The 6861-nt window shown below is 34.7% G+C and carries 7 protein-coding genes; 4 read left to right on the top strand and 3 right to left on the bottom strand.

What is annotated here, in order from left to right; all coding sequences use genetic code 11:
* Positions 1 to 144 precede the first annotated feature (144 nt).
* Positions 145 to 1812, top strand: a complete 1668-nt coding sequence (locus CYP64_RS09875; RefSeq protein WP_021090856.1) for an anaerobic C4-dicarboxylate transporter — start codon at positions 145 to 147, stop codon at positions 1810 to 1812.
* 51 nt (positions 1813 to 1863) lie between these two features.
* Here CYP64_RS09875 and flhB read toward each other — a convergent pair whose 3' ends face one another.
* Positions 1864 to 2937 carry a flagellar biosynthesis protein FlhB gene (gene flhB, locus CYP64_RS09870; protein WP_103649610.1) on the bottom strand — a complete coding sequence of 358 codons (1074 nt, stop codon included), beginning with the start codon at positions 2935 to 2937 and terminating at the stop codon, positions 1864 to 1866.
* A gap of 133 nt (positions 2938 to 3070) precedes the next feature.
* Between flhB and CYP64_RS09865 the strand changes: the two genes are divergently transcribed.
* From CYP64_RS09865 to rpmA, 3 genes are all read left to right on the top strand, one after another.
* Positions 3071 to 4033 carry a hypothetical protein gene (locus CYP64_RS09865; RefSeq protein WP_103649609.1) on the top strand — a complete coding sequence of 321 codons (963 nt, stop codon included), beginning with the start codon at positions 3071 to 3073 and terminating at the stop codon, positions 4031 to 4033.
* A 107-nt stretch (positions 4034 to 4140) separates the two neighbouring features.
* Positions 4141 to 4455 (top strand): 50S ribosomal protein L21, encoded by a 315-nt coding sequence (gene rplU, locus CYP64_RS09860; protein ID WP_021090648.1) that lies wholly within the window; start codon positions 4141 to 4143, stop codon positions 4453 to 4455.
* A gap of 11 nt (positions 4456 to 4466) precedes the next feature.
* Positions 4467 to 4724: a 50S ribosomal protein L27 gene (rpmA, locus tag CYP64_RS09855; protein WP_002942569.1), complete on the top strand. Its 258-nt coding sequence runs from the start codon at positions 4467 to 4469 to the stop codon at positions 4722 to 4724.
* A gap of 40 nt (positions 4725 to 4764) precedes the next feature.
* Here rpmA and CYP64_RS09850 read toward each other — a convergent pair whose 3' ends face one another.
* Together CYP64_RS09850 and CYP64_RS10085 are read right to left on the bottom strand one after the other, a co-directional pair.
* Positions 4765 to 5871: a glycosyltransferase gene (locus tag CYP64_RS09850; RefSeq protein ID WP_103649608.1), complete on the bottom strand. Its 1107-nt coding sequence runs from the start codon at positions 5869 to 5871 to the stop codon at positions 4765 to 4767.
* A gap of 3 nt (positions 5872 to 5874) precedes the next feature.
* Positions 5875 to 6861, bottom strand: a 987-nt coding sequence (locus CYP64_RS10085; protein ID WP_103649607.1) for an O-antigen ligase family protein, incomplete at its 5' end; no start/stop codon positions are given.

The raw sequence follows: 6861 nt of genomic DNA, 5'->3' as shown, positions 1-6861 counted from the left end.
AGACAATCTTGTAAAAATTTATCCTAAATAAGCCTTATTAATCAAAATGTTATATTTGTATCAAATCATCCTTAAAATATAAGTTTAATCTAAATCCATAAGAGATATAATCTTGATTAAATTTATATTAACTTAGGAGGTTTCATGGATTTTCTCATGAATTTAAGTGAAGGCATGCAGTTTGTTATCCAGCTTCTCATCGTCCTTATCTGTTTGTTCTACGGGGCTAAAAAAGGCGGTATCGCGCTTGGTATGCTAGGCGGTATTGGTCTTATAGTCCTCGTTTTTGGATTTAATATCGAGCCTGGTAAGCCAGCTATTGATGTTATGCTAACTATCCTTGCTGTCGTTGTAGCAAGTGCTACGCTTCAAGCTAGTGGTGGTCTTGATGTTATGCTTCAAATAGCAGAAACCATACTTAGAAAAAATCCAAAATATGTAAGTATCTTGGCTCCTTTTGTAACATGTACACTTACTATTTTATGCGGTACTGGACACGTTGTTTATACCGTGCTTCCTATCGTTTATGACATCGCTATCAAAAATGGTATCCGCCCAGAGCGACCAATGGCAGCAAGCTCAATAGCTTCACAAATGGGCATCATAGCAAGTCCAGTTTCAGTTGCTGTTGTAACTCTTACAAGCTTTCTTATTAATGCTAAAACTCACCTAGCTGGCTTTGATGGGTATTTGGATCTTTTAAAGATTACGATTCCATCAACATTCTGCGGTGTTTTAGCGGTAGGAATTTTTAGCTGGTTTAGAGGTAAAGATCTTGACAAAGACGAAGTCTTTCAAGCAAAGCTTCAAGATCCTGAGTTTAAAAAATATGTTTATGGCGATAGTGCGACACTTTTAGGCAAAAAGCTTCCTGGCTATCAATGGGCTGCGATGTGGATATTTTTAGGCTCTATCCTTGTAGTTGCACTTCTTGGATATTTTAAAGATCTTCGTCCAAGCTGGACTACTTACAAAGATGCAACAGTCGTTCAAGTAATAGCCAACCTCCCAACTGAGCAAAAAGTCTTAAAAACCTTAAAAATAAAAGATGCTAGCATCCAAACAGAGGCGGCTGAGTTAAAAGTAGCAAACGATAAACTAAATGCTAATCAAAAAGCTCAATCAGTCAAAATCATCGGCAAAGATGCAAATCAAACTCTTACTCGCACGGCTGATGGTGCAGTAACATATATAAATGAAAAAGGCGCAAAAGAAGAATTTCAAGGTGCTTACATCAATATAAGCAACAAACAAGCATCTTCAAAAAGCCTAAGCATGGTTCATGTTATCCAAATTTTCATGCTTTTAACAGGCGCTATCATTTTAATCTTTACACCAACAGATGCTAGTAAGATCGGTAAAAACGAGATATTTAGATCAGGTATGATCGCTCTTGTTGCAGTATTTGGTATCTCTTGGATGGCTGAGACCATGTTTGCAGTGCATACTCCGATGATGAAAGAGGCGCTAGGAAGCATCGTAAAAGAGCACCCTTGGACTTATGCGGTTATGCTCTTGATTATCTCAAAATTTGTAAATTCTCAAGCTGCAGCCTTGGTTGCATTTGTGCCATTAGCTTTAAATATCGATGTTAATCCTGCTATCATTCTAGCTTTTGCACCAGCTTGCTACGGATACTACATCCTGCCAACATATCCAAGCGACCTTGCGGCTATTCAGTTTGATAGAAGCGGTACGACACATATTGGTAAATTTGTTATCAATCATAGCTTTATCATTCCTGGTCTTATTGGTGTTATATCCTCTTGTATATTTGGCTATATTTTTGCAACTGCTTTTGGATATCTATAATAGATAAATTCTCTTGCTGCTAGTAATTTCTAGTAGCAAGAGTAGAATTTATCAAAGCTTATCTTTAAATTTTTGTTTATTGCTCATATAAACGAAGCTTAGCACTTCGGCTACGGCCCTAAAAAGATGTGCTGGTATTGTATCATCAACCTCACAAATTTTATAAAGCTCTCTTGCGAGTGGTGGGTTTTCATAAATTTGCACACCATGTTCAACGGCTATTTTTTTGATTTGCAATGCTAAAAAATCAACACCTTTGGCAAGTATTATCGGTGCTTCGTCACGACTTTTATCATATCTTATCGCCACGGCGTAGTGAGTAGGGTTTGTGATGACTACGTCAGCTTGTGGGATATTTTGCATCATTCTACGCTTGGCTGCACGCATTTGTGCTTGACGAATTCTGCCTTTTACCTGCGGATCTCCTTCCATTTGCTTATACTCATCTTTTATCTCTTGCTTGCTCATACGAAGGTCTTTAAAGTATTGAAAACGCACAATGAGAAGGTCAATAAGTCCGATCACAAAAAGGATAAAAAGCATGACACTAACAAGAATGATGAGCTTTTCTTTTAGCCAAGCAAGCTGATCAAACATAGAAAAAAAGAGCGTGTGCGGTAGCTCCTTTATAAACTGCAAGAAAAAATAAAATCCAACACCAAAGACAATACTTACTTTTAATACGATTTTAACGCTATCGATCGCTTTTTTCATAGAGACGAGATTTTTGATGCCTTTTAGAGGATTTATCTTGCCAAAATTTGGCGTTATGGGCTTTGTCGTAAAGATAAAACCAAATTGCATTACATTTGCGATAATGCCAGCAACTGCTACACATATACAAACTGGCAGGATCATCAAAAGTGCTCTAGCAAAGGTGTTTACGACGATTAGTTTAACTGTTGGTAGGGTTAGAGGCTGACCGATAAATTTAGAATAATAGATATAAAGTGAGATGATTTGCTCTTTCATAAAATTTAGCATCGCAAGCAGCACACCAATAGCGATAACTAGGGTCACGAAGCCTGATAGGTCCTGGCTTTTGGGGACGTTGCCGTCCTTTTTGGCGTCTTCTATCTTTTTAGGGGTCGCTTCTTCGGTTTTTTCCTGATCTTCGCCTGCCATTTTTGTCCTAGGGTTGCTTAAATTTGGGGCGATTATAGCCAAAATGCGGTTAAAATATCCGCTAAAGCCACCTTTTTGCACGTGGAAAATTAGGCCTTTTTGGTTAAAATTAGCAAAAATAAGGAGACACAAAATGTCATTTTTAGAAGGCTTATTTAACATTTTCAAAGCCAAAAAGCCACCAAAAAGCGATGAAGAGCTACTTTTAGACGAGTACGCAAGCATTTACGCCGAGATAAAAGAGAAAAATTTAAACGAATACGACTTTTTATGTGAGCTCATACGATTACTCTCTTTTTCAAGAGCTAGAGATTACGACTTTTATCTTGAAAAGTGCCTAACTGAGGGCGACGCCGAGGCACTAAATGATCTCATTTTTCAATACGCTAAGCTAAATTTACTCCCAGGATGTAGCGGTGGATACGATCAGTGTGAGAGGCTCATACCAGCATTTTTTGATATCACTTGCGGTGACACAGATAGTATGGCAAGGATCTTTCCAAAAGGCTTGCCGCCTAGCAAAAACGGCTATAAATTTCTATGCGTCATGCATGATTTACTCACGGCAATGCTTTGGCAAGATGAAAATTTACTCGCCCCTGCCCTAGAGAAGGCTCACGCCTTTGCAGAGTCTAAAAAGCCAGCAAATGAAAGAGAAGCGGTTAAGTTTGTGCTTGCCCTGCATGAAAAAGATACGGCTACTATGAGCGAGCATTTGCAGAAATTTTGCTCCACATTTGGCAGGACAGATGCGCCTAAATTTGAAAAACGCCTCTACATCTTTGCGCACGGACTTCATGCCTTGGCGCGCTACTTTTTGCCATTTGATCTTTTTAAAGAGATAAAGCTTCCAAAGAATAAAAATTTTAGTAAATTTTACGCGCAAAGGCTTTTTCAAAGTGAAATTCCTAAGCCAAAACTCTATTTTATTTTGCCACCTGAGTTTGAACTGATAAATGTGATCTTAAATACGCCAGTAGTCAAAACACTGATATATCAGCCTTATTTGCCAAATGATAAGACATTTTTTATGGATCACGATGCGATGATTAAAAATTTAGCCGATGAGGTCATAAAATCAGGAGCATTAAAGTAGAATTTATAAACTTTTGGCTAATATTCACACCTTACAACCAACAAAGCTCCATAAATCTTTTGCAAAAAAGTGCTTTTTGGTCTTACCAAATTTTAGAAAGGTAGAGTATGTCAAAATACGCTATATTTAAGCATGGCGGTAAGCAATATCGTGTTAGCGAGGGCGAGTACCTTAAGCTAGATCACTTTAGTGCTGAAGCTAAATCAACCGTTGAGATTACAGAAGTTTTAGCTGTAAATGACGGCGAAGTAAAGGTAGGTGCGCCATTTGTAAAGGGTGCAAAAGTTGTTCTTGAGGTCGTTAATGAAGGCAAAGACAAAAAAGTAGTTATCTACAAAAAACGCAGACGTAAAGACTCAAAACTAAAACGCGGCTTTAGAAGACAATTTACACGTGTAAAAGTCGTAAGTATCGCAGCTTAAGGAGATAAGATATGGCACACAAAAAAGGTCAGGGTTCAACCCAAAATAACCGTGATAGTATCGGACGCCGATTAGGTGTTAAGAAATTTGGTGGTGAGTTCGTTCGTGCTGGAAATATAATTATCCGCCAAAGAGGAACAGCAACTCACGCTGGAAATAACGTAGGTCTTGGCAAAGATCACACTATTTTTGCATTAGTTGATGGCTTTGTAAAATTTGAAAGACTTGATAAAAACAGAAAAAAAGTATCTGTTTATCCAGCTGCATAATCTCAGGGGCAATCGCCCCCCCCCTTTTTTTTAAATCTTTCTAATTTAATTTTTCTAATTCTTTAATTATTTTTCTAGCTCTATTTTTCCAAGTATTTTCACTCATACTTTTATAAGCATTTTTTGAAATTTTATTTAGCTCATCATTACTTAATATCTTTATATAATTAAATTTTTCTTCTAGACTTTTTTCATCTCCTGCTTCGTATAAGAAACCATTTTTACCATCTTTTACTATTTCAACAACTGGCGGGAAATTTGGAGCTAAGACAATGTTTGAGTTTGCCATATACTCAAAAAGCTTTAGTGGAGTGCTATAAAGAGAATAAGCACTTTTTACACTAGGTATTATCAAAACTGTATTGTTTTCAATGAGGCTTTTTACAACTTCATTTTGAGGCAACACCCCTTTAAAGCATACTAGATCTTCGATCTTTCTTTCTTTAAGAGTATTTTTTAAATTTATAAAACTATTTCCACTATTCTTACCATACAGCTCAAGTTTTATCCTAGTTTTTAAAGCAAAATCCAGCATCAAATCAAGGCCTTTCCATAACAAGAATGAGCCATAATAATTTATACTTGAAAAATCAAAATCTTTCTTCTTAAAATCATAATTTTGTTTGCAGCCATTATAAACAACTGCCGAATTTGTTATTTGTAAGTCAAAAAATTTTCTAAGTTCATTTAATGTGCTGATATTGTGTGAAAAGACGAAATCAGCTTTTTTTAGTATCTCTTTTTCCATATTATAAAGTGCTTTGTTGCCTAAGGTAAAACACTCATGCGCTTCAAATACAACCTTTTGATCAGGCATTTTATTTTCTAGTAAAAATTTAGCTATCTTTAAATGTCTCGTATAAAATATTGCTTCTTTATTTGAGTTGTTATTTATTATTTTTTTTAGAAAAAAGTTAAAAATTTTATTACTTTTTAAAAACAAAATCTTTTTTCTTACTAACAATATGTCATTAGCTTTTATTTTTAAAGCAAATTTCTCATTTACCTCATTTAAGTTTAAAGGGGCCTGTGGCAAGACTAGCTTAGCATCACACATATTACTAAGCTCAAAAAATGTATTTAGTATCGCTATTTCTCTTGCATTACCTTGAGGGATTTGTTCTGGGTATATGTAAAATAGTTTCATAAATCACTCCTTGTTTTTGCACAAAAACACTATAAAAAGACCAAGCATTACATAAAGATGAGTAAAATATATAGTCTCAAATAGTCCCCTAAATATATAAGTGCAAAGTATGCTTCCAAATATTGCTATATAAAATTTGTTGTTTGATAAATACCTTTTAAAAGAGACAAAAAGTATATACAAAACAAGTGTAACAAAAAGAGCAGTACCTACTACACCATAATGATAATACTGACCAATAAATACAGGCTCATCATGATATGGATGTTTGGTGCCATCAGTTTCTACGCCAGTTGGACCAAGGTCATCATTGTTGACATTTTTATCATTTAAAAATTTAGTATATTGCTTACCGCCAAAACCTATGCCTATATAAGCTCTATCAGAGCTAAAAAGAAGCGGTAATCTTTTTGTTAAAATATCTCCTCTACCAGAAGTATAAAATCCTTGTGAAATCTTAAATTGCAAAAGCGTGGAGTTATAGTAGACGCAAGCAGAGGCAACAAGTAAAATTGAGCAAATTATTATAACTTTTTTATTAAAAAGATCAATTTTTTCCTTCTTAGATATTAAAATCAACATTACTACTAAGCTCAAAGCAAGTGCAAGCCATGAACCTCTTGCTCCTGTAAGCAAAATAAAAATTAAGCTAATAATGATATTAAAAATAGTAATAAAAAATTTATAAAAATTATTTTTTATATAAAATAGTGATATCAAAGAAAAAATGAATAAATTATCAAAAAAACTCGAATAAAATCTATCGATAGGTTGAATCAATTGATTTTTTGTATTTCTTAAATTTAAAAGCGTTCCTTCTTCTATTCCTTTTATAAAAAAATGTAAATTGTCTAAACTTAAAGCTATAACCATGGCAAAAAACAACCATTTTGAATTTTTATAACTACCATCATGCCAAAGAAAAATAACAAAAATAAATACAAAAGCTCGTTTAAATTCACCAAATGCTGAAAAAAATGCATTCTGGGT

Origin of the sequence: Campylobacter concisus (assembly GCF_002913945.1) — a bacterium.
Classification (GTDB): Bacteria; Campylobacterota; Campylobacteria; order Campylobacterales; family Campylobacteraceae; genus Campylobacter_A; species Campylobacter_A concisus_P.
The sequence above is the reverse complement of the archived record's forward strand: the minus strand, read 5'-3'. Positions and strand labels throughout refer to the sequence as shown.